Below are 21,215 nucleotides of genomic sequence, written 5' to 3' on the forward strand. Positions count from 1 at the left end.
AGAATCAATGATTCTCGATTTTAGGTAATTGTCTCAATTTTATCCAGCCCGTAAAGTTACTTCCAAGCCGCCAGCCAAGCTTCTCAGCGGCGCTGAACGCATCCCACACCGAATCGAAAACATTAAAAGGAAGTCACCATGTCTATTCGCGAATTGCTCAACCCGGCCAACTCCACCCTGATCCTGATCGACCACCAGCCGCAGATGGCCTTTGGCGTGCAGTCGATCGATCGCCAGACCCTGAAGAACAACACGGTGGCGCTGGCCAAGGCGGCCAGGATCTTCAACGTGCCGACCATCCTGACCTCGGTTGAGACCAAGAGCTTCAGCGGCTACATCTGGCCGGAACTGTTGAATATATTCCCGGACCAGCAGCCAATCGAGCGCACCTCGATGAACTCCTGGGAAGACAAGGCACTGGTGGCAGCGGTGAAGGCCACCGGGCGCAAGAAGCTGATCATGGCGGCCCTGTGGACCGAGGTTTGCCTGAACTTCCCGGCGCTCGAAGCCCTGGCCGAAGGCTACGAGGTGTACATCGTCACCGACGCTTCCGGCGGCACCAGCAAAGAAGCGCACGACATGTCGGTGCAGCGAATGATTCAGGCCGGCGCGGTACCGGTGACCTGGCAGCAAGTGCTGCTGGAATACCAGCGTGACTGGGCTCACAAGGAAACCTACGACGCGGTGATGGGCCTGGTGCTGGAACACAGCGGCGCTTACGGCATGGGCGTGGATTACGCCTACACCATGGTGCACGGCGCCCCCCAGCGTCAGGTCAAGTAAGGCCGACGGCAAAAAAAACGGCACAACTCAGGTTGTGCCGTTTTTTGTTGTTACATCACTGCCTTTTCCGCCGGGGGCAAATGACTGGCCCCCAGCACCGCTGGCAACATCCCCGCCCGCAGGTCACCGCCACTCGGCTGCTGGTACAGGCTTAAGCCAAACTCCGGCAGCACCGCCAGCAGGTAATCGAAGATATCGCCCTGGATCCGCTCGTAGTCGGCCCATGCGGTGGTGCGGGTGAAGCAGTAGATCTCCAGCGGAATGCCCTGGGCCGTGGTCTGCATCTGCCGCACCATGCACGTCATGTTTGGCTGGATCTCTGGATGGCTTTTCAAATACGCCAACGCATACGCGCGAAAAGTGCCGATATTGGTCATGCGCCGACGGTTGGCGGACATCGCGGCGACGTTGCCCTGTGCTTCGTTCCAGGCCTGGAGTTCGGCCTTCTTGCGGCTCATGTAGTCGGTCAGCAGGTGCACCTGGGAGAGTTTCAGCTCTTCGTCGTCGCGGATGAAGCGCACGCCGCTGGCGTCGATGTACAGGCTGCGCTTGATCCGCCGCCCGCCGGAGGCCTGCATGCCGCGCCAGTTCCTGAACGACTCGGACATCAGGCGCCAGGTGGGAATCGAGACGATGGTCTTGTCGAAGTTCTGCACTTTCACGGTGTGCAGGGTGATGTCCACCACGTCACCGTCGGCACCGACCTGGGGCATTTCGATCCAGTCGCCGACCCGCAGCATGTCGTTGCTGGTCAGTTGCACGCTGGCGACGAACGACAGCAGGGTGTCCTTGTACACCAACAGGATCACCGCCGACATCGCACCCAAGCCGGAGAGCAGTAGCAGCGGTGAGCGGTCGATCAGCGTCGCGACGATGATGATCGCGCCAAACACGAACAACACCATCTTCGCCAACTGCACGTAGCCCTTGATCGAGCGGGTGCGGGCGTGTTCGGTACGAGCGTAGATATCCAGCAAGGCGTTGAGCAGGGCGCTGATCGCCAGCACCATGAACAGAATGGTGAAGGCCAGGGCGACATTGCCGATGAACAGGGTGGCGGTCTTGCTCAGGCCCGGCACCAGGTACAGGCCGAACTGGATCACCAGTGATGGCGTCATCTGCGCCAGGCGGTGGAAGACTTTGTTGTGCCGCAGGTCGTTGAGCCAGTGCAGCGCGGGTTGCCGGCCCAGCAGTTTGACGGCATGAAGGATGAGGTACCGAGCCACTCGTCCGAGCAGCAATGCCACCACCAGCAACACCACCAGTGTCAGGCTGGAATGCAGCAGCGGGTGTTCGTCGAGGGTGCCCCAAAGGTCTTGGACGTTGAGCCAGAGCTGTTTGATATCCATGGGTAAACGCGATTCTTCTGTAAGACGTGACGGGGCAATTAGAGCATTTAAGTAGGCCAAAGTTGTCCTTGTGGACAAATCCCCTGACAAAAAAGCGCCTGATTGACACAGTTCGCGTAAAGAAACTCGGCCTCGGCGCCCGAAACCGTTACCCTATGCAGCTGTTTTTTTGTATTTCTTCGAGGTAGCACCCGTGTTTTCCCAATTCGCCCTGCACGAACGCCTGCTCAAAGCCGTGGCCGAGCTTAAATTTGTCGAGCCAACGCCTGTGCAAGCAGCGGCCATCCCGCTCGCGCTCGAAGGGCGTGACCTGCGGGTGACGGCTCAAACCGGGAGTGGCAAAACCGCCGCTTTCGTCCTGCCGATTCTGAACCGCCTGATCGGCCCGGCCAAAGTCCGTGTGAGCATCAAGACCCTGATCCTGTTGCCGACCCGGGAGCTGGCCCAGCAGACCTTGAAGGAAGTGGAGCGCTTTTCGCAGTTCACCTTCATCAAGTCCGGCCTGATCACCGGCGGTGAAGACTTCAAGGTCCAGGCCGCCATGCTGCGCAAAGTGCCGGATATCCTGATCGGTACCCCAGGCCGGATGATCGAGCAACTGAACGCCGGCAACCTGGACCTCAAGGAAGTTGAAGTGCTGGTGCTCGACGAAGCCGACCGCATGCTCGACATGGGCTTTGCCGACGATGTGCAGCGTTTGGTGCAAGAGTGTGTAAACCGCCAGCAGACCATGCTGTTCTCGGCCACCACCGGGGGTTCGACCCTGCGCGACATGGTCGCCAAGATCCTGAACAACCCGGAGCACCTGCAGGTCAACAACGTCAGCGACCTGAATTCGACCACGCGTCAGCAGATCATCACCGCTGACCATAACGTGCACAAAGAGCAGATCCTTAACTGGCTGCTGGCCAACGAGACCTACCAGAAGGCCATCGTGTTCACCAACACCCGCGCCATGGCCGACCGCATCTACGGTCGCCTGGTAGCCCAGGAGTACAAGGCGTTCGTCCTGCACGGTGAGAAAGACCAGAAGGACCGCAAGCTGGCCATCGACCGCCTCAAGCAAGGCGGCGTGAAGATCCTGGTCGCCACCGACGTTGCCGCCCGCGGCCTGGACGTGGATGGCCTGGACATGGTGATCAACTTCGACATGCCTCGCAGCGGTGACGAATACGTGCACCGTATCGGTCGTACCGGGCGTGCCGGCAACGATGGCCTGGCGATCTCGCTGATCTGCCACGGCGACTGGAACCTGATGTCGAGCATCGAGCGCTACTTGAAGCAGTCGTTCGAGCGCCGCACCATCAAGGAAGTCAAAGGCACCTACGGCGGGCCGAAGAAAGTCAAGGCCTCGGGCAAGGCCGTTGGCGTGAAGAAGAAAAAGGTCGACGCCAAGGGCGAGAAGAAGAAAGCCGGCGCCAAGTCGCCGACCAAGCGCAAGATTGCCAACCGCCCGAAGACCGACAACCTGTCGCTGGTCAGCAAGGACGGCATGGCGCCTCTGAAGCGTCGCAAGCCGGAAGCACCCGCTGCCGAATAAGGCTTGAGCCACAAAAAAACCGGACAATGTCCGGTTTTTTTTGCCTCAGTTTTTGGCTTTGGCGCCAGCCTCGTCCATTTCCTTGAGGCGCTGGTCGATCAGTTGGCACTTGTCGGGCAGGTCGGCGCTGGCGGTTTCCAGCTTCATGTTCTGCAACTCTTCATTGATCTTCTTGGCCTTCTGCGGGTTCTGTTGGGTGAGCTTGGTGACTTCCTTGGCCAATTGCTCACGCTTGGCGGTGGCTTCTTCCAGCGTGCAGGCCCAGGCGGGCAGGGCGGTGAGCAACGTGGCAGCGACGGCCATATTCAGCAGGGTTTTCATTGTTGGGACCTCCATGGCGGTGATATTCGGTTGAGGGCCGGCAACCTTGAAAAGTTCAGCGAAATTGCGCCTGTCCGCTAGGCTGAACGGACGATGGGTCCGGCATGTCACACCTTTGAAGGGCCTATTTTCGTGTGCCTTCTGGAGGAATCAGGATGACGACTTACAATTGGGATCTACTCGAACGCCTGCTGCATGAAGTACAAAACAGCGCCGGTCACAGCTTTACGCCACGCCCCTATGCGGAGCAGGAAGCGGCCGCCAAGGCCGCGAACGGTGAAGAGGTGGGTAACCTGGATGAGTTGAAAGTGACGGCCACCGAGTACGAAAAGCTCCTGCTGGACCGTGGTTTTATTGAGTCCCGCCCGGAGGATGAAGGCGGAAACGGTGAGAACTTCATCTTGACGCAGCGCGGCTCACAGCTCTTGAGCCTGATCGACAGCTGTATCCCCGGCAATAATCACCCACGTGAGGTACTGGACCAGCAAGCGGATGCGCTGGATCCGGCGACGTTCGATGAAGTGGCCTCAAAAGCCCAAATTGCCTGACGATTACGGGGTGCCGGCCTTCAGGCATTTAAGTGCTTTGAAGTCGCTGCGCACCTTGTCGATCTTTTGGGTCAGCTTCTGGCGCTGCTGCACGGTGCTTTCGGCCATCAGGTCGACAATCAGGCTGCGGGCTGCGGTTTCTGTCTGGGCGTAAGCCTGGCGATATTCCGGGGTCCACAGGCTTTCGCGGTCCACCAGCAGTTGCTCGATCTTCTTGGGGAAGTCGCCGCTGTGGCGATCTTTGACCGCCGCGATAAACTGCGCCTGCCAATGGGCGCGGTTGCCGATCCATTGTTGGTTCTGCTCGCCCAGGGCGATTGACCAGGCGGTGACACGATTCTGCTGGCTGGCACTTAATGGCCCCAACCATGCGTCCAGCCGCTTGTTCATGCGCTCGGCACGTTCCTTGATCTGCTGTTCCAGGGGCGGCTTGAGGTATTCGTCCTGGCGCTTGCGCAGGTCTTTGGCTAAGGCTTGCTCCATTTCCTGCACTTGTTGATCGTCGAGCCCCTGCAATAATTCGATGGCGGATGGCGTGATTGCGCGGGCGCTCTCGGCAATGGCTTGCTTGGCCTCAGCGGTACGGGTTTGCAGGGCGGCGTCGGTCACCTGATTGTTGTCGACCATCTGTTGCAGGCGGTCGAGCCAATCCAGGTAGCCCGGCAATTGCGTGGTGCAATGCCAGGCCAGGTGTTCCTTGAGTGTGTCGTTGAACCAGCTCTTTTGCCCGGCGTTCATGTCCAGGTAGTCGCTGAGGGTCCAGGGGATGATCACATCCAGGTTGCGATAGGCCAGGCCCACCCGATTGCAGCCCGCAAGCACCAGGCTGAACATCAGCAACACCACCAATAATTTTAACCGACGCAGCATGGGCGAGTCCTTGCGCAGATGAGGGTATGGCATCTGAACCCGTCAGGGCGACGACAGTTCAGCTCATCAATAAAATGCTCGCTCTGCCTTCAAGGTCAATAGTCCGTCGCATTGCGAGTTGTGTCCGGAATAAGCCGAACAATCGCCGCCGCTGAGGCTGGAATCGCTGTAGATCAGGTTCAGGTCAACGCCCATCCACGGCCGGGAGAATTGCACCGACCAGTCGCTGAAACTGCGGATGGAGCCGCCATCGGCCACCGACACCGGAGCGCCCAACTGGTGGGTGGTGTATTTCATGCTGACGCCGATGCCGAAAGGCTTGGTGCCGCCGAGGTCGGCAAACAGGGTGCTGTCCTGGCGGTCCGGGTCGTTGCTGAAGGAGGCGCCGAAGCGGTTGCCCAGCAAGGTCAGGCCGCCGTAGAACTCCTGGCTGTCGAGTGGGCTCAACTTGGGATAGCTGTAGTGAATCATCCCCAGTTCATAACCCAGGGTCTGGTCAAAGGGATGCTTGAAGCCCAGGTAGGAATCAACTTCCAGGTTGCTTGTAGGGGAAATCCCCATGCTTGGTGAGAATTGGCCAAGGTACAGGCCGCTGCCGTGGCTCAGGTCCAGGCCGCCATGGAACGAGTCGCTCCCGGGCGCAGTGGGCTTTACCAAACCTTGGGCCATGCTGCGGCTGGGCGTTGTGCCCAATTTGAGGTCGAAATCACCCAGTTCACGCTGGAAAACCTGCGCTTCGGCAAGGGGGCTGGCTAACAGGGCACAGGCCAGGAAAATGCAGGATTTGAGCATGCTTCACTCCATGAAAAGCGAGGAGCAGTAACGGGAAATATCAGGCAAATGCCCGATCTAGACGTGTGCAAGCATACCGGCGATGGTTCGCAGATAACGCCCGTTCGTCGCTTGGTGTAAAAAGGGGTGTATCAGGAGGGTGCTGCGGGCTCTAGTCCTAGCGCCTTGAAAGGCAAAGCGCATAGGGACCAGGTGGAATGCGCAATATTACTTTTTACCCAGGGTGATCTGCTTGGACGGGCCGAAAGTCTGGCCGCTTACGCCTTTGGCGATCTGCTGGATTTCGCCGCCCTGCTTGAGGAATGCAGCAATTTGGCTGTTGATCGATTCGCTGGTTTCAACGGCGGGAGCTGGCTTTGCTTTGCTGTTGGATGCTTTTACGCGCATGGCGGCCACTAACCTGTAGAAAATTAACTTGGCCATGCATCGTACATGAAATGCTTGACAATTGCTTGGCAAATATCCCCCTGAAATATACGGCGGGTTTATGAATTGCCCGCGATTAATCAGTGAAATACCCACCTAACTCGCTGTTTTAACTCGAAACCCTCGGGAAAATATGCCGTGGGCGCTGGCAGGATTCAGGCTGATCATCTGACGAGCGGGGCGGTGACTGGCAAACCCACGATTTTTCAGGCCCGTGCGCCGGTACACGGGACCGCCGCCGTCAACTCGGGTAGAATGCCGCCCACGCAATGAGGGTATTGGAAATGGCTTTAGTCGGGCGCTACAACAGCTTGCAAGTGGTTAAACACACTAACTTTGGTTTGTACCTGGACGGTGATCAAGAGGGTGAAATCCTTTTGCCCAATCGTTATATCCCCAAGGATATTCCCAGTGAAGATGAAGACTGGCTCAACGTTTTTATTTATCTGGACAGCGATGACAAACTGATCGCCACCACCGAAAAACCAAAAGTACAGGTGGGTGATTTTGCCAGTCTGAAAGTGGTTGAAGTCAACAGCATTGGTGTATTCCTGGACTGGGGCCTGCCCAAGGATTTGCTGCTGCCTTACTCCGAAGAAAAGCGCCAGATGACCGCCGGTGAATATTGCGTGGTGCACGTCTACCTCGACAAACACACCAAGCGCATCACCGCCACCGCACGCCTTGACCGTTACCTGGACAAGACCCCGGCCACCTACAAGGTTGGCCAGGAAGTTGACTTGCTGGTGGCCGAAGCCACCGACATGGGCTTCAAGGCGATTATCAACAACAAGCACTGGGGCCTGATCCACAAGAACGAAGTGTTCAAGTTCCTGCGCCCGGGCAAGGAAGAGAAAGGCTTCATCAAGGAAATCCGCGCCGACGGCAATATCAGCCTCAGCCTGCAGCCGGTGGGTGAAGAAGCAGCCTCCAGCCTGAACTCGAAGATCCTCGCCAAGTTGCGCGACAACAACGGCACCTTGCCGGTCAGTGATAAAAGCGACCCGGCGCTGATCAGCAGTTTGTTCGGCGTGAGCAAAGGCAACTTCAAGAAGGCCATCGGCGCCCTCTACAAGCAAGGTCACATTGTGATTCACGCGGATCGCATTGAACTAAGCTGATCGCGGTTTGCTCTTCTGTAGGAGCCGGCTTGCCGGCGATGAGGCCCACCAGCCTTGCGGTGATTAACTAACGCCATCGCTGGCGAGCCAGCTCCTACAAGGATCAAGCGAATGTCCAGGAAGAACCTGTCTGCCTACCTCGGCACTTTGCTTGCCTTTCTGATCCTGGACGGCCTGTGGCTCGGCGTACTCATGGGCCCGACCTACAAAGCGCTGCTCGGCCCGCTGATGCTTGATCAGCCGCGCCTGTTTCCGGCCGTGGCGTTCTATCTCCTCTATGTCTTCGGTTGCGTGGTGTTCGTCGTGCTTCCCGCGTTAACGAACGGCGGCTGGCCACGTGCCGCGCGGCTTGGCGCATTATTGGGCCTGGTGGCTTACGGCACGTATGACCTGAGCAATTGGGCGACGTTGCAGGGCTGGTCCGCCGGATTGGCGGTCATGGACATCGCTTGGGGTACCTTCCTGAGCGCGGTTTGCTGCACCGTGGGCTATCAATGTGCACGCAGGGTGCACAATTGATTGTGTACAGGATTGAACTGCACCATCCCTGAGCGAACCTGGATTACGCCCCTCACGCAGGGTGATGCTCGCAACCCCTGTTCCAGAGGGATTGTGCCGAGTTTCCTGCCATTGGCACGCATTCTGCTCATCAACTCGTATACAAACCATGCCGCCTCCCGTACGCACTCCCGTCGCGGGTGGCAGTCCGGTATTTACGAGGAGCCCTGCGATGTCCGAACAATTGCCCAAAGGCTACAGCCCGCGCCTGTATAACCAGGACTTGGGCCCGCTGCCGCAAAAATGGAACTGGTACAACATCTTCGCCTTTTGGATGAGTGACGTGCACAGCGTCGGCGGATACGTATTCGCCGCCAGCCTGTTTGCCCTCGGGTTGGCCAGCTGGCAGGTGTTGATCGCCCTGCTCGCCGGGATCTGCATTGTGCAATTGATCGCCAACCTGGTGGCCAAGCCGAGCCAACAAGCAGCGGTGCCTTATCCCGTGATCTGCCGGTTGGCGTTTGGCGTCTTCGGGGCGAATATCCCTGCGGTGATTCGCGGCTTGATCGCGGTGGCTTGGTACGGGATTCAGACGTACCTGGCGTCCAGCGCATTGATCATTGTGGTGCTGCGCTTTTTCCCTCAGATGGCGGTCTATGCAGAACCGCATTTTGCTGGCCTTTCTTACTTGGGCTGGTTCGGTTTCCTCAGCCTGTGGACGCTCCAGGCGCTGGTGTTCTGGACCGGCATGGAGTCCATCCGTCGTTTTATCGATTGGGCGGGCCCGATTGTCTACGCGGTGATGTTCGCCCTGGCAGGCTGGATCGTCTGGAAGGCGGGTTGGGCCAATATCAACTTCACCCTGGCGGAAAAGTCCCTGTCCGGTTGGCAGGCCTTCGGCCAAATCATCGTGGCGACGGCCTTGGTGGTGTCGTACTTTTCGGGGCCTACCTTGAATTTTGGTGATTTCAGCCGGTACTGCCGCACGATGAAGGACGTGCGTCGCGGAAACTTCTGGGGCTTGCCGGTCAATTTCCTGGCGTTCTCCCTGGTCACCGTGGTGATCGTCTCGGGGACCTTGCCGGTGTTTGGCGAAATGCTCCACGACCCGATCGCCACCGTCTCACGTATCGACAACAACATGGCCGTGCTGCTCGGGGCATTCGCGTTTGTCACGGCGACCATCGGCATCAATATCGTCGCCAACTTCGTTTCGCCGGCATTTGATTTTGCCAACGTGGCACCGAGCAAAATCAGCTGGCGCGCCGGCGGCATGATCGCTGCGGTGGCCTCGGTCTTCATCACTCCGTGGAACCTGTTCAACAACCCGCTGATGATCCACTACACCCTCGACATCCTCGCGGCGTTTATCGGGCCGCTGTTCGGGATTTTGCTGGTGGATTTCTACCTGATCAAAAAGCAGAAGATCGATGTGGATGCACTGTTCGATGACAGCCCGAGCGGTCGCTACTACTTTGACGGCGGCGTGAACTGGACGGCGGTCAAGGCGCTGGTGCCCGCGACGCTGGTGGGCGTCGCGATCACCTTCACCCCGGCGCTGCAGGGCATGGCCAACTTCGCCTGGTTTACCGGCTGCTTCCTGGGTGGGCTGTTTTTCCTGGTGTTGGCGCGGCGTGAACGGGTTCGCGCACCTGCGCCGATGGTTGTCGGCTGACCAGCACCGAGCCTGCCACTAACAAACCGGCGCCGGCGACCACCAGCGCCGGTTGCAGCCCGCCACTGAGGTGGCTGCTGACCGACGCGAGCAATGGCCCGCCCAATTGGCCGATGGCAAAGCTGGCGGTCAGCAACCCGGTGCTGCGCTGATAGCCGTGGGGGGCCACCTCGCGCAAGCGCGCCATCACCAGTTGCATGCACGCCAGGAATGGCCCGCCGCACAGCAACACCCCCAGCGCCAGGCCCCAACCGTTGCCCAGCAGGCAGGCAAACACCCCAGCCGCTTGCAGCCACAGGGTCGTCATCAGCCAGCGGCGGGTGGTGTTGGGGTCTTTGCGGCGCAGGCTCGTCACCACTACGCCAATTGCGGCGGCAAGGCCAAAGCAGGGCCAGAACAAGTCCGCCTGCCAGGCGCCCTTGAATTGCGCGCTGGCCATCTGGGACAGGAACGTCGCCGGGATGATGTACCCGAGCCCATACAACACGTAGATCCAGCACAGGTGTGTGATGCTGCCGTTGCGGACCACGTCGGTGTGGCTGGCAACGGGCGCGCTGGTGGTGGAAGGCTTGGGTAAAAACGGCAGGATGGCCAGCAGCATCACCAGCGCAACCACGCCATACACCAGCCACAAGGTTGCAGAGCTTTGGCCCAGCAGGTTGGAGCCCAGCGCCAACAACCCGGTCAACAGAATCCCCAGCCCCGGCCCGGCAAACACCAGTGCACCCAGGCGTGGACGCCCAGCGGCAATTGCCAGCGGCTGGCTCAGGCTGGTGATCATCACCAACGCCCAGGCGCTCGCCACACCGGTCCCGAAACGCAGCAGCAGGTGCGGCCAGAACCCATGGGCCCAGTACGATGCAAAGGTCAGCAGCACACACAACCACAGCCCGCCGTACAAACGTGCGCGCACATGGTGATGGCTGCGGGCAAAGATCGAGTCCACCGCGCCGACGAAATAACCCAGGTAATTGGCCGCCGCAATCAGGCCGGCGCCGGTCAGGTCGATTTGCCCTTCACTGAGCAAGTGCGGCATTTGCGGCGTCAGCGCGAAGCGGCCAATGCCCATGGCCATCATCAAGGCAATAAAACTGGCGAGTAAGCGGATCAGCGGTGACATGGTCATTTCCTGCGAGGAGCGAGTGACCTTCAGGCTAATGCGGATTGACTTTCTGTAAAAATGAATAATAGTGAGCAACTTGTTCAGTTTTGGAGAAAGGTGATGGAGTTTAGTCAATTGCGGATTTTCCAGGCCGTGGCCGAGGAGGGCTCCATCACCCGTGCTGCCGAACGCCTGCACCGGGTGCCGTCCAACCTGTCGACCCGGCTTAAACAGATGGAAGAACAGCTCGGTGTCGAACTGTTCGTGCGCGAGCGCCAGCGCTTGCAGCTTTCTCCCGCCGGCAAAGTGCTGCTGGACTACAGCGCGCGCTTGCTGGCCCTGCATGATGAAGCCCATGGTGCGGTGCAGGGCGGGCAACCGGCCGGCGACTTTGTGCTCGGCAGCATGTACAGCACCGCGGCGATTCATTTGCCGAAGCTGCTCGCGCGCTATCACAAGGCGTATCCGATGGTGAACCTGCAAGTGCAATCGGCTCCCAGCGGTGAGCTGCTGGAAGGCTTGATCACCGGCCGGCTGGACGCTGCGCTGGTGGACGGGCCGTTGGCGCTGGCCACCCTCGACGGCGTGCCACTGTGCGAAGAGCGCTTGCTGCTGATTTGCGAAGCGGATCACCCGCCCGTGCGCGGGCCACAGGATGTTGCCGGCCGCTCGGTGTTCACATTCCGCCGCAGTTGTTCCTACCGGGCGCGCCTGGAAGCCTGGTTTTCCCACGACCGCGTGGCCATGGGCCGAGCCATCGAGATCGAGTCTTACCAGGGCATGCTGGCCTGTGTGATCGCCGGTTCCGGCGTGGCGTTGATGTCGGAATCGATGCTCGACAGCCTGCCGGGCAAGGACAGCGTGTCCATTCATCCGCTGGCGGAGCCTTTTGCCCGCGCCACCACGTGGTTGATGTGGCGCAAGGGCATGCTCGGCGCTAACCTCAATGCGTGGATTGACCTGCAGCAAGAGGGCAAGGTGCTACTGGAAACCGAACCCCGAGCGATTGCTTGAACGATCCGTCAGGATTTGAATCAATCCTGTAATAGTTCGTTGTGGTTTCGTTCAAGCAATGCGTAGGACTTAGGGCTACTATCACTGTAGGAAAAGGCGACAGAACTTACGCCTACCAGCATTACCCTCAAAGGGGGCAACCATGAAAGAGAAAATCCAGAACTGGCTCCACGACCTCGGTGTTGCGCTTGGCTTGATCGAGCCGCCACTGCAGCCGGTGCCGATCCGCACCGATGACGAGCAGCGGCGCCCGCGTCGCAGGTAAGGCGTTAAAGCGCTCAAGCACCTGTGTTTGGGCGCAATTGGCAAAGGCAGAGAATTTAGTGTGGGAGCGGGCTTGCTCGCGAAGGGTGTGTGCCAGTCGATACATGTGCTGACTGGCACACACCCTTCGCGAGCAAGCCCGCTCCCACATTTGTTTTGTGTAACCGCAAAAAAAAACGGGTGCGACATCCGACGTCGCACCCGCTGAAGAAAGCTTCTTTCAACTGTTCATTCAGATCGCCCGTGCCGCTGCAGCCTCCGGACGGCGCGACAACACGCTCACCAGCACAAAACTCACCAGTCCCACGCCCAGGCTGTAGTAGATCGGCGTGTTGGCATCCAGGCCATCCTTGATCATGAACACCAGCGCAGTCACAAAGCCCAGGGTCATGGAAGTTATTGCCCCGGAAGTCGTTGCACGCTTCCAGAAAATCGCCCCGATCAGTGGGATCAGCATGCCGCCCACCAACAGGTTGTAAGCCAGGGTCAGCGCGCTGATCACATCGGTAACCACCAGTGCGATACCCAGCACGGCAATGCCCGTCAGCAAGGTAAACAGGCGGTTGATATTCAAGCTCGACTGTTTACCACCGCGCAGGCGCGGCAGCAGGTCTTCGGTCAATACGGTGGAAGCAGCGAGCAAGCCGGCGCTGGCGGTAGACATCATTGCGGCCAGTGCAGCGGCGATGACCAGGCCGCGGATACCGTCCGGCAGCGAGACTTTGACGATGGCGGCAAACGCATTGTTGACGTTGTCCAGGTCCGGGAGCAGTACGTGGGCGGCCATGCCGATCAGCGCACAGGCCAGGCCGTAGAGGATGCAGTAGAAGCCGGCGAAGGTGCCTGCGTACTTGGCAACCTTTTCGTCACGGGCAGTGAACACCCGCTGCCAGATGTCCTGGCCGATCAGGATGCCGAAAAAGTAAATCATGAAGTAGGTGATGATGGTGTCCCAGCCAATTTCAGTGAAGCTGAAATTCGACGCGGGCAGCTTGGCCACCAGTTCATCCCAGCCGCCGACGCGGTACAGGCAGATTGGCAGCAGGATAAACATCAGGCCGACGGTCTTGATCACAAATTGCACGATGTCGGTCAGGGTCAGTGACCACATGCCACCGATGGTCGAATACACCACCACCACACCACCGCCCACCAATACCGACATCCAGAACGGCAGGTCGAACAGCACTTGCAGCACGGTGCCGATTGCGAGGATCGAGGTCACGCCGATCATCAGCGCGTAGGCCAGCATGATCACCGCACTGGCCTGGCGGGCCATGGGGTTGTAGCGCTTTTCCAGCACTTGGGTGACGGTGAAGATTTTCAGCTTCAGCAGCGGCTTGGCCAGGAACAGGTTCAACGCAATGATGCCTGCACCCAGCGCGGCGCACAGCCAGAACCCGGAAATGCCATGCACATAGCCCAGGCGCACGGTGCCGACGGTGGACGCGCCGCCCAGCACCGTGGCGGCCATGGTGCCCATGTACAGCGTCGGGCCGAGGTTGCGGCCGGCCACCAGGTAGTCTTCATGGGTCTTGGCCCGGCGCATGCCGTAGTAGCCGAGCACCAGCATGCCGGCGGCGTAGATGAGGACGACGAATAGATCTAATGCCATGACGGCGGGTCTCCGATTATCTTTTTTATGTGGGGCTAAAGGGGGCTGTGTGGCGAGGGAGCTTGCTCCCGCTGGGCTGCGCAGCAGCCCCAATCCATTTCACGCAACTCATCAGGCGGCCTCGGGACTGCTGCGCAGCCCCGCGGGAGCCAGCTCCCTCGCCACAGTCGGCCCGTAGACCGAGGCCGGTTCAGGGAACACGCGAAGCAGTGTCAGGTACACCAGCGAGGCCAGGCCAAGCGTTACCGGCAAGCTGATGTCGATGCCATCGGCGAGGTTGCCCAACGGCCCCACGAACTGCCCCGGCAGGTTGACGAAGCACAGGCCCACCAGCGCACTCGGGATCCAGGCCCCCAGGCCGCGCCAGTTCCAGCCGTGGCTGAACCAGTAGCGCCCGCCGGTTTCACCGCGCGTGAACACTTGCAGGTCGTCCGGGCAGTAGTAGCCCCGGCGTACGATCAGGCCGATGATCATCATCACCATCCACGGCGTGGTGCAGGTGATGATCAGCACGGCGAAGGTCGACACGCTCTGCACCAGGTTGGCGGCGAAACGTCCGATAAAGATGAAGGCAATCGACATCACCCCTATCAGCAGCGTCGCCTTGACCCGCGACAGCAACCGTGGGAACACGCTGGACATGTCCAGCCCGGTGCCATACAGCGAGGTGGTGCCAGTGGACATGCCGCCGATTACCGCGATCAGGCACACCGGCAGGAAGAACCAGCTCGGTGCCACGGCCAGCAAGCCGCCGACATAGTTGTTGGCCGCGATGTAGTCCGGTGCCTTGATCGCCACGATGGTGGCGGTGGCGAGGCCGAACAGGAACGGGATCAAGGTTGCGATCTGCGCGAGCACTACCGCCAACATGATCCGCATCTTCGAGGTTTCCCGCGGGATGTAGCGCGACCAGTCACCGAGGAACGCACCGAAGGAAATCGGATTGCTCATGGCGACCAGCGCCGCACCGATAAACGCCGCCCAGAAGCCAGTCTGGCCGAGGGCAACGGTGCCGGCGAAGTGGCTATCAAAGGCAGGCGCGAAGGCGAAGATACCCAGCAGGAACAGCAGGCTCGCCGCCCATACGGCAATGCGGTTGACCCACAGCATGAAGCGAAAGCCGTAGATGCACACCGTCAGTACCAGAATGGCGAACACGCCGTAGGCCAGGCCCAGGGTCAGGTCGGTTTCCGGCAACCCCACCAGGCGTTTCGCGCCGCCTACCAGCGCATCGCCTGAACTCCACACCGACAGTGAGAAGAACGCGATCGCCGTCAGCAGTGACAGGAACGAGCCGACAATCCGCCCGTGCACACCAAAGTGCGCACCGGAAGACACGGCGTTATTGGTGCCATTGAGCGGGCCGAACAGGCCCATGGGCGCGAGGATCACCGCGCCCACCAGCACGCCAAGCACAATCGCCCAGACGCCGGCCTGGAACGACAAGCCAAACAACACCGGAAAGCTCCCCAGCACGGCGGTGGCGAAGGTGTTGGCGCCGCCGAAAATCAGGCGAAACAAATCCTTCGGCCCGGCGGTACGTTCGTGGTCCGGGATCTGTTCGACGCCGTTGGTTTCTATGTTGCGAATACTATTTTCGTTGTTTTTATTATTCATGATCAGCTCCGATCACATTGGCTAAGGGGGCGGCAGCCCTTCCGGCATAGCGGACAAATGTTCGTGACAGGCCAGCCACAGGCCTTCTTTTTGTTGTGTGCGATCACCTTGTCGTTTGAAGACAATGGTCTCGCGTTCCTGGCTAAAGAATTGCTCCCCGTTCATGCGCAGCTCGGTGGCCACGTCATGCACAAATACTGCGACGTCACCTTGCAGGCTGACGAATGCGTTGCTTGAGGTGCAGGACAGCACCTCAAAACCGTCGTCCCGGCGCCAGCTGTCCCACAACGCCTGGTAGGCATCGCGACTCAGCAGCGGCTGGGGGAGGGTGTAGAACACGAAGCTGGCGTCGGCACTGAACGCGCCGAAGTAGGCGGCGCGGTCATTGCGGGCGAAGGCCGACACCAGGTCGGCCGCGGCGTTTAATACCTCAGCCTGCGCGTTCATCAGCGGTGCGCCACGCCAGGCAGTACGCAAAGCATTTCGTACAGCAGGTTGGCGCCCAGCAGCGAGGTGTTGCCGGTGGTGTCATACGGCGGCGAAACTTCTACCAGGTCGCAACCAATCAGGTCCAGGCCTTGGCAGCCGCGGATGATTTCAATCGCCTGGATCGTGGTCAAGCCACCGATTTCCGGGGTGCCGGTGCCAGGCGCCCAGGCCGGGTCGATGCCGTCGATATCAAAGCTCAGGTACACCGGGCCGCCGCCGACTTTCTCGCGCACTTCAGCCATCAGGGGCGCCAGCGAGTGGTGCCAGCATTCTTCGGCCTGGACCACGCGGAAACCCTGTTTACGGCTCCAGTTGAAGTCTTCGGCGGTGTAGCCCTGGGCGCGCAGGCCGATCTGCACCACGCGGTCGCAATCCAGCAGGCCTTCCTCTACCGCGCGGCGGAAAGTGGTGCCGTGGGCGATTTTCTCGCCGAACATGTGATCGTTCACGTCGGCGTGGGCATCGATGTGCACCAGCCCGACCTTGCCGTGTTTCTTGTGGATCGCCCGCAGGATCGGCAGGGTGATGGTGTGGTCACCGCCCAGTGTCATCGGAACCACGTTGTGTTCGAGGATCTCGTCGTAGGCTTCTTCGATGATGCGCACGGCGTCCAGCAGGTTGAAGGTGTTGATCGCCACGTCGCCGATGTCGGCAACCGACAGCGAGTCAAACGGTGCGGCGCCGGTGGCCATGTTGTAAGGGCGGATCATCACCGATTCAGCGCGGATTTCCCGCGGCCCGAAACGGGTGCCGGCACGCAGGGAGGTGCCGATGTCCAGGGGCACGCCGACGAAGGCGGCATCCAGGCCCTTGGCCGATTGCAAGTGGGGAAGACGCATCATGGTGGCGATGCCGGCGAAGCGCGGCATTTCGTTGCCGCCCAGTGGTTGGTGGAAAATCTTGTCCACGGGATTGCCTCATCGTTGTGTTTATTAGGGGCCGATTCTGCGAAATGCAGGGGAAGGGAAGAATCGGCAGGGGCAAATACTTAGTTCAGATTTTTCTAAACTAACGCTTAAGGTAAACTCGGCTGCAACTGTAGGAGCTGGCTTGCCAGCGATGCAGGCGCCTCGGTGTAACAGGCGCACCGAGTGAATTGCATCGCTGGCAAGCCAGCTCCTACAGGTTTTGTGTTACTTGGAGATCTTATGGCCAACGCCTTGCCCGACCTGAAACTCCTGCGCATATTCGTCAGCGTCGTGCGGCACCAGGGTTTCGCGAATGCCCAGCACGAACTCAACCTGTCGACCTCGGCCATCAGCACGTATATGAGCCAGCTGGAAGCCGCGTTGGGCCTGGTGTTGTGCCATCGCGGCCGGGGCGGTTTCAGTCTCACCAGCAAGGGCGAGCTGTTCCATCAGGAAACGTTGCGCCTGCTGGGTGAACTGGAAGGCTTTGAGCAATACGCCGCGGCACTGAAAGGCGAATTGCGCGGCACCCTGAAGCTGGGCGTGCTCGACTCCACCGTCAGCGACAAGGCCCTGCCGTTTGCCGAAGTCATCGGTGCCTACAGCCAGGAACACCCGGCGGTGCATTTGCACCTGTCGGTGATGAGCCCTTATGAGTTGCAGCTCGGGGTCCAGGACAATCGCCTGGACCTGGCCATCGGTGCCTTCTCCAACCGCATGAGCGGGCTGATCTATATGCCGCTGTACCGCGAACAGCACTGGCTGTATTGCAGCACCCGCCATCCATTGTTCAATGAGCGGCGGATCCCCGAGCAAGTGATCACCCAGCAACGCATGGTCGGGCGTGGTTACTGGAGCCAGGCCGAACTCGCACGCCACGGCTTCAAGCACAGCGCGGCCACGGTCGAAAGTATGGAGGCGCAATTGATCCTGGTGCTGTCCGGCGCCTATATCGGCTACCTGCCGGAACACTACGCCCAGGCTTGGGCCGACAAGGGCGACTTGCGGGTATTGCTGCCGGCGACCTTCGGTTACCAGGCGCCGTTCTCGATGATCATGCGCCGGGGCCGCAGCCGCGAGCCGTTGATCCAGACCTTCCGCGATTTACTTAAAGCCCAGCTCAACCAGGCCTGAAAACCCATGTCCAGATCCCAATGTTCCCGCTGCCTGCGGCCCACCACTCACTGCCTGTGTGCGCTGATCCCAAGCCTGGATAGCCGTACTCGCGTGTTGCTGTTGCAGCATCCGAGTGAGGTCAATCACGCATTGAATACCGCCCGGTTGGCGGCGCTGGGATTGGTGAATGCGCAGTTGATAGTGGGGGAGGTGTTTGAGGAGTTGCAGGCGTTGTTGAGTCCTCCTGGCTATCAGGCGCGATTGTTATTTCCGGGCGAGGACGCGCAACCGTTGCGGGCCTACACACCATCCGACGAACCGTTGCTGCTGGTAGTGCCGGACGGTACCTGGCGCAAAGCGCGCAAATTGCTGCACCTCAACCCTTTGCTGGCGGCGTTGCCAAGAGTGACGCTGGCGGAAGGTGCCGTGTCCCGTTACCGGCTGCGCAAGGCGCCGGGGCCCGGGGCATTGTCGACGGTGGAAGCTATCGTGCAGGCATTGCAGGTGCTTGAAGCCCCGACCTTATTTGAGCCGTTATTGAAACCATTTGAGGCGCTGATCGACGGGCAAATTGCCGCGATGGGGCAGGAAGTGTACCGACGCAACCACGGCACGCAATCTCCGTAGCAGTTGTCGAGCGCCAGCGAGGCTACGTCTGCCGCACCGCCGCTCTCGCGCCAGGCAAAGGACTGCGCCGCCCCCGACGCAGCCTCGCGGGGGCTCCACAGCTGCTACACAAAAACATCGGGTGTGTCTCACTACGTGTTTGCGGGCTCTAGATTCTGCTTATTCCATTAAGCGATAAGCACCACACTTTGCGTGATATGGCCCGCCAGCCTTTCCCGGTATGATGGGCGCCCCCGCAGTCTGGATTGCGAATACGCCATGACCTTGCAGTACCCCACCATCGCCGATTGCGTCGGCAACACCCCGCTGGTCCGCTTGCAGCGCCTGCCGGGCAACACCAGCAACACCTTGTTGCTCAAGCTCGAAGGGAACAACCCGGCCGGCTCGGTCAAGGACCGCCCGGCGTTGTCGATGATCACCCGCGCCGAGTTGCGTGGGCAGATCAAGCCCGGCGACACCCTGATCGAAGCCACCTCCGGTAACACCGGGATTGCCCTGGCCATGGCCGCGGCGATCAAGGGCTACAAGATGGTTCTGATCATGCCCGACAACGGCAGCGCCGAGCGCAAGGCGGCGATGACCGCCTATGGCGCCGAGCTGATCCTGGTCACCCAGGAAGAAGGCATGGAAGGCGCGCGCGACCTCGCCGAGCGTATGGCTGCCGAAGGCCGTGGCCTGGTGCTGGACCAGTTCGCCAATGGGGATAACCCCGAGGCGCACTACACCACCACCGGCCCGGAAATCTGGCGCCAGACCCAGGGCACCATCACCCACTTTGTGAGTTCGATGGGCACCACTGGCACCATCATGGGCAACTCGCGCTACCTCAAGGAGCAGAACCCCGACATCCAGATCGTCGGCCTGCAACCCATGGAAGGCGCGTCGATCCCGGGGATCCGTCGTTGGCCCGAAGAGTACTTGCCGAAAATTTATAACGCGGCTCGCGTCGATCGCATCATCGACATGGCCCAGCGTGAAGCCGAAGACACCACCCGCCGTCTGGCCCGTGAAGAAGGCATCTTCTGCGGCGTGTCGTCCGGTGGTGCGGTGGCCGGGATGTTGCGCTTGTCCCAGGAGTTGGAAAACGCGGTGATCGTCGCGATCATCTGTGACCGTGGCGACCGTTACCTGTCGACCGGCATTTTCGACGCGCCCAACTGATGGCCAAGCACGAGAGAGGCCTGCGCTTCCAACCGACGGGCGGCAGCCGGGCCCCACAGATCCCTGTAGGCAAGAAGCAGCGCCTGACCATCGAGCGCCTGGCCAACGACGGCCGCGGCATCGTGTTCTTTGAAGGCCGCACCTGGTTTGTGGTGGGTGCCCTGGCCGGTGAAGAGGTTGAAGCCCGGGTGTTGGGCGCCCACGGCAAAGTGGTCGAAGCGCGCACCGAGCGAGTCTTTACCGCCAGCGAACTGCGCCGCCCGGCACCCTGTGTGCATGCCGGCCGCTGCGGCGGTTGCAGCCTGCAACACTTGCCCCATGACGAACAACTTGCCCTGAAACAGCGCATGCTCGCCGAGCAATTATCCCGCGTGGCAGGTGTCGAACCCCAAGAGTGGGCCGCGCCTTTGAGCGGGCCGGAATTCGGCTACCGCCGCCGTGCCCGCGTGGCCGTGCGCTGGGATGCCAAGGCGAAGAAACTTGAGGTGGGCTTGCGCGCCGTGGCCAGCCAGGACATCGTCGCCATCGACGATTGCCCCGTGCTGGTACAGGCCTTGCAGCCGATCATGCAGCGCTTGCCAAACATGCTGCGGCGCTTGAGCAAACCTCAGGCGTTGGGGCATGTGGAATTGTTCAGTGGCTCGTCGATTGCCGTGTTGTTGCGACACATGGCGCCCTTGTCCGAAGCGGACCTGACGATCCTGCAGGAATTTTGCACGTTCCATGAAGCGCAACTGTGGCTGCATGGCGAGGGCCAACCGCAGCCGTTCGAACCAGACCAGGCCTTGGGCTATCGTCTGGAACAGTGGGATTTGCAGTTGGCATACCGCCCGGGAGACTTTGTGCAGGTCAACGCCTTGGTCAACACGGCGATGGTCGCCCAGGCCCTGGAATGGCTGGCGCCCAAGCCCGACGAGCGGGTGCTGGATTTGTTTTGTGGCTTGGGCAACTTCGCCCTGCCGCTGGCCCGCCAAGTGCGGGAAGTAGTGGCGGTGGAAGGCGTACAGGCCATGGTGGACCGGGCAGCGCAGAATGCTGTCAGCAATAATTTGCATAACGTGCAGTTTTTTCAGGCCGATTTGTCCCAGCCTTTGACCGACGCGGAATGGGCCCAACAGGGCTTTTCTGCGGTACTCTTGGACCCACCCCGCGATGGTGCCCTGGAGGTTGTGCGCAAGCTCGCCACCCTGGGGGCTGATCGCCTGGTGTATGTGTCCTGCAACCCAGCCACGCTGGCGCGGGACACGGTCGAGTTGGTCAAGCAAGGCTACCGGCTAAAACGTGCCGGGATCCTCGACATGTTTCCCCAGACGGCCCATGTCGAGGCCATGGCGTTATTTGAAGCGGGCTAGGATGCCCGTTTAATCCGACTGGCCTGC

Annotated in this window: 22 protein-coding genes; 12 read left to right on the plus strand and 10 right to left on the minus strand. The window is 60.3% G+C overall.

What is annotated here, in order from left to right:
* The first annotated feature begins 138 nt into the window (after nucleotides 1–138).
* On the plus strand, nucleotides 139–783 hold the full coding sequence (locus RGV33_RS08185; RefSeq protein ID WP_322143835.1) for a hydrolase: 645 nt from the start codon (nucleotides 139–141) through the stop codon (nucleotides 781–783).
* Nucleotides 784–833: 50 nt separating this feature from the next.
* Here RGV33_RS08185 and RGV33_RS08190 read toward each other — a convergent pair whose 3' ends face one another.
* Nucleotides 834–2,132 carry a mechanosensitive ion channel family protein gene (locus RGV33_RS08190; RefSeq protein WP_322143836.1) on the minus strand — a complete coding sequence of 433 codons (1,299 nt, stop codon included), beginning with the start codon at nucleotides 2,130–2,132 and terminating at the stop codon, nucleotides 834–836.
* Between the two features lie 193 nt (nucleotides 2,133–2,325).
* Here RGV33_RS08190 and RGV33_RS08195 point away from each other — a divergent pair, with 193 nt between their 5' ends.
* Nucleotides 2,326–3,672: a DEAD/DEAH box helicase gene (locus RGV33_RS08195; RefSeq protein WP_318302368.1), complete on the plus strand. Its 1,347-nt coding sequence runs from the start codon at nucleotides 2,326–2,328 to the stop codon at nucleotides 3,670–3,672.
* Between the two features lie 45 nt (nucleotides 3,673–3,717).
* Here RGV33_RS08195 and RGV33_RS08200 read toward each other — a convergent pair whose 3' ends face one another.
* Nucleotides 3,718–3,993, minus strand: a complete 276-nt coding sequence (locus RGV33_RS08200) for a hypothetical protein (protein ID WP_322143837.1) — start codon at nucleotides 3,991–3,993, stop codon at nucleotides 3,718–3,720.
* Nucleotides 3,994–4,148: 155 nt separating this feature from the next.
* Here RGV33_RS08200 and RGV33_RS08205 point away from each other — a divergent pair, with 155 nt between their 5' ends.
* Complete coding sequence (locus RGV33_RS08205) at nucleotides 4,149–4,541, plus strand: transcriptional regulator (RefSeq protein WP_322143838.1); 393 nt, start codon at nucleotides 4,149–4,151, stop codon at nucleotides 4,539–4,541.
* 3 nt (nucleotides 4,542–4,544) lie between these two features.
* Here the strand turns inward: RGV33_RS08205 and RGV33_RS08210 are convergent, their stop codons facing one another.
* From RGV33_RS08210 to RGV33_RS08220, 3 genes are all read right to left on the minus strand, one after another.
* Entirely contained in the window at nucleotides 4,545–5,411 is an 867-nt protein-coding gene (locus RGV33_RS08210; protein WP_322143839.1) for a DUF6279 family lipoprotein, read from the minus strand.
* Between the two features lie 66 nt (nucleotides 5,412–5,477).
* Nucleotides 5,478–6,203, minus strand: coding sequence for a TorF family putative porin (locus RGV33_RS08215; protein ID WP_322143840.1), 726 nt, complete (start codon nucleotides 6,201–6,203; stop codon nucleotides 5,478–5,480).
* A gap of 207 nt (nucleotides 6,204–6,410) precedes the next feature.
* Nucleotides 6,411–6,590: a hypothetical protein gene (locus RGV33_RS08220; RefSeq protein ID WP_003210722.1), complete on the minus strand. Its 180-nt coding sequence runs from the start codon at nucleotides 6,588–6,590 to the stop codon at nucleotides 6,411–6,413.
* A gap of 323 nt (nucleotides 6,591–6,913) precedes the next feature.
* On the opposite strand from RGV33_RS08220, the gene RGV33_RS08225 reads away from it, so the two are divergent.
* The 3 genes from RGV33_RS08225 to RGV33_RS08235 all read left to right on the plus strand — a co-directional run bounded on the left by RGV33_RS08225 (nucleotide 6,914) and on the right by RGV33_RS08235 (nucleotide 9,923).
* Complete coding sequence (locus RGV33_RS08225) at nucleotides 6,914–7,750, plus strand: S1 RNA-binding domain-containing protein (protein ID WP_322143841.1); 837 nt, start codon at nucleotides 6,914–6,916, stop codon at nucleotides 7,748–7,750.
* 111 nt (nucleotides 7,751–7,861) lie between these two features.
* Nucleotides 7,862–8,269 carry a DUF2177 family protein gene (locus RGV33_RS08230; RefSeq protein ID WP_322143842.1) on the plus strand — a complete coding sequence of 136 codons (408 nt, stop codon included), beginning with the start codon at nucleotides 7,862–7,864 and terminating at the stop codon, nucleotides 8,267–8,269.
* Nucleotides 8,270–8,480: 211 nt separating this feature from the next.
* Nucleotides 8,481–9,923: an NCS1 family nucleobase:cation symporter-1 gene (locus RGV33_RS08235; RefSeq protein ID WP_322143843.1), complete on the plus strand. Its 1,443-nt coding sequence runs from the start codon at nucleotides 8,481–8,483 to the stop codon at nucleotides 9,921–9,923.
* On the opposite strand, the gene RGV33_RS08240 is transcribed toward RGV33_RS08235, so the two are convergent.
* On the minus strand, nucleotides 9,835–11,043 hold the full coding sequence (locus tag RGV33_RS08240) for an MFS transporter (RefSeq protein ID WP_322143844.1): 1,209 nt from the start codon (nucleotides 11,041–11,043) through the stop codon (nucleotides 9,835–9,837). The genes RGV33_RS08235 and RGV33_RS08240 overlap by 89 nt on opposite strands.
* A 102-nt stretch (nucleotides 11,044–11,145) precedes the next feature.
* Here RGV33_RS08240 and ptrR point away from each other — a divergent pair, with 102 nt between their 5' ends.
* Entirely contained in the window at nucleotides 11,146–12,039 is an 894-nt protein-coding gene (gene ptrR / locus RGV33_RS08245) for a putrescine utilization regulator PtrR (protein ID WP_322143845.1), read from the plus strand.
* A 142-nt stretch (nucleotides 12,040–12,181) separates the two neighbouring features.
* Nucleotides 12,182–12,304: a PA1414 family protein gene (locus RGV33_RS08250; RefSeq protein ID WP_003193089.1), complete on the plus strand. Its 123-nt coding sequence runs from the start codon at nucleotides 12,182–12,184 to the stop codon at nucleotides 12,302–12,304.
* Between the two features lie 231 nt (nucleotides 12,305–12,535).
* Here the strand turns inward: RGV33_RS08250 and RGV33_RS08255 are convergent, their stop codons facing one another.
* The 4 genes from RGV33_RS08255 to speB all read right to left on the minus strand — a co-directional run bounded on the left by RGV33_RS08255 (nucleotide 12,536) and on the right by speB (nucleotide 16,932).
* Nucleotides 12,536–13,918: a sodium:solute symporter gene (locus RGV33_RS08255; RefSeq protein WP_322143846.1), complete on the minus strand. Its 1,383-nt coding sequence runs from the start codon at nucleotides 13,916–13,918 to the stop codon at nucleotides 12,536–12,538.
* 111 nt (nucleotides 13,919–14,029) lie between these two features.
* Entirely contained in the window at nucleotides 14,030–15,535 is a 1,506-nt protein-coding gene (locus RGV33_RS08260; protein WP_322143847.1) for a purine-cytosine permease family protein, read from the minus strand.
* A 21-nt stretch (nucleotides 15,536–15,556) separates the two neighbouring features.
* Complete coding sequence (locus tag RGV33_RS08265) at nucleotides 15,557–15,982, minus strand: YybH family protein (RefSeq protein ID WP_322143848.1); 426 nt, start codon at nucleotides 15,980–15,982, stop codon at nucleotides 15,557–15,559.
* Entirely contained in the window at nucleotides 15,982–16,932 is a 951-nt protein-coding gene (gene speB / locus RGV33_RS08270) for an agmatinase (protein WP_083357426.1), read from the minus strand. The genes RGV33_RS08265 and speB overlap by 1 nt, the downstream gene beginning before the upstream one ends.
* Nucleotides 16,933–17,172: 240 nt before the next feature.
* Here speB and RGV33_RS08275 point away from each other — a divergent pair, with 240 nt between their 5' ends.
* From RGV33_RS08275 to rlmD, 4 genes are all read left to right on the plus strand, one after another.
* The gene (locus RGV33_RS08275; protein WP_003210734.1) at nucleotides 17,173–18,066 is read left to right on the plus strand and encodes a LysR family transcriptional regulator; all 894 of its coding nucleotides are present in this window, start codon (nucleotides 17,173–17,175) and stop codon (nucleotides 18,064–18,066) included.
* Between the two features lie 6 nt (nucleotides 18,067–18,072).
* The gene (locus tag RGV33_RS08280) at nucleotides 18,073–18,675 is read left to right on the plus strand and encodes a tRNA-uridine aminocarboxypropyltransferase (RefSeq protein WP_322143849.1); all 603 of its coding nucleotides are present in this window, start codon (nucleotides 18,073–18,075) and stop codon (nucleotides 18,673–18,675) included.
* A gap of 258 nt (nucleotides 18,676–18,933) precedes the next feature.
* Nucleotides 18,934–19,836 carry a cysteine synthase CysM gene (gene cysM, locus RGV33_RS08285; protein ID WP_322143850.1) on the plus strand — a complete coding sequence of 301 codons (903 nt, stop codon included), beginning with the start codon at nucleotides 18,934–18,936 and terminating at the stop codon, nucleotides 19,834–19,836.
* Nucleotides 19,836–21,188: a 23S rRNA (uracil(1939)-C(5))-methyltransferase RlmD gene (rlmD, locus tag RGV33_RS08290; protein ID WP_322143851.1), complete on the plus strand. Its 1,353-nt coding sequence runs from the start codon at nucleotides 19,836–19,838 to the stop codon at nucleotides 21,186–21,188. The genes cysM and rlmD overlap by 1 nt, the downstream gene beginning before the upstream one ends.
* Nucleotides 21,189–21,215 lie beyond the last annotated feature (27 nt).

Origin of the sequence: Pseudomonas sp. Bout1 (assembly GCF_034314165.1) — a bacterium.
In the GTDB taxonomy this organism is placed as follows: Bacteria; Pseudomonadota; Gammaproteobacteria; order Pseudomonadales; family Pseudomonadaceae; genus Aquipseudomonas.